The 562-nt window shown below is 57.8% G+C and carries 1 protein-coding gene; it reads right to left on the bottom strand.

The window, feature by feature from the left end:
• Positions 1 to 208: 208 nt before the first annotated feature.
• Positions 209 to 562: hypothetical protein (locus EN991_RS39050; protein WP_245461214.1), on the bottom strand; the 354-nt coding region annotated here is incomplete at its 5' end.

The following is a 562-nucleotide window of genomic DNA, read 5'->3' as shown; positions in this document are numbered from 1 at the left end:
GATTAAATCAGTCGGATTGCGCCACTGAGGCGGGCATGCCCTTCTGCTGCGGCTTTCCGATTTCTCCAATGTGGAGAACCCGAGCTGGTCGCAAATGGCGGCGGCATCTTCGTGCGACAGTCCGGCCACGGGGCATTCGGCTTCGTCGCCGCTCCGTTTGGGGTGCCGGCGTTCGGCAGCGTTCTGTCGAAGCAAGTCCTATCGCACGTTATCTCATCCGCTTGATCTGAAGCGAGATGCTCAGCCTCAGAATCCTGTCGCCGTTTTCGTTCCGCACTTCAACAAATACTTGCTGCCCGTCCACCTCGGTCAGTGCATCTTTCGTAAGGTCGATAAGGCCTTCGAAGCCCACGCGGCGCACCTCCTCCAGACCGGCACATTCGATGCCGATTTCGTCCTGGATGACCACATCGTGATCGCCACTATCAAAGAAAAATCGTGCCATCCGAAAGCTTCCGTCACCACTAAGCTGCGGGGTTCCTTTGGTGCAGGTAGGTCGTTTCGAAATCACCTGCACGAGTGAGGCCGGGCCAATCAAGAGCCTGCACCCTTGGGCCTGTGG

The sequence above is a fragment of the Mesorhizobium sp. M7A.F.Ca.US.005.03.2.1 genome (genome assembly GCF_003997795.1).
Lineage (GTDB): Bacteria > Pseudomonadota > Alphaproteobacteria > Rhizobiales > Rhizobiaceae > Mesorhizobium > Mesorhizobium ciceri.
The sequence above is the reverse complement of the archived record's forward strand: the minus strand, read 5'-3'. Positions and strand labels throughout refer to the sequence as shown.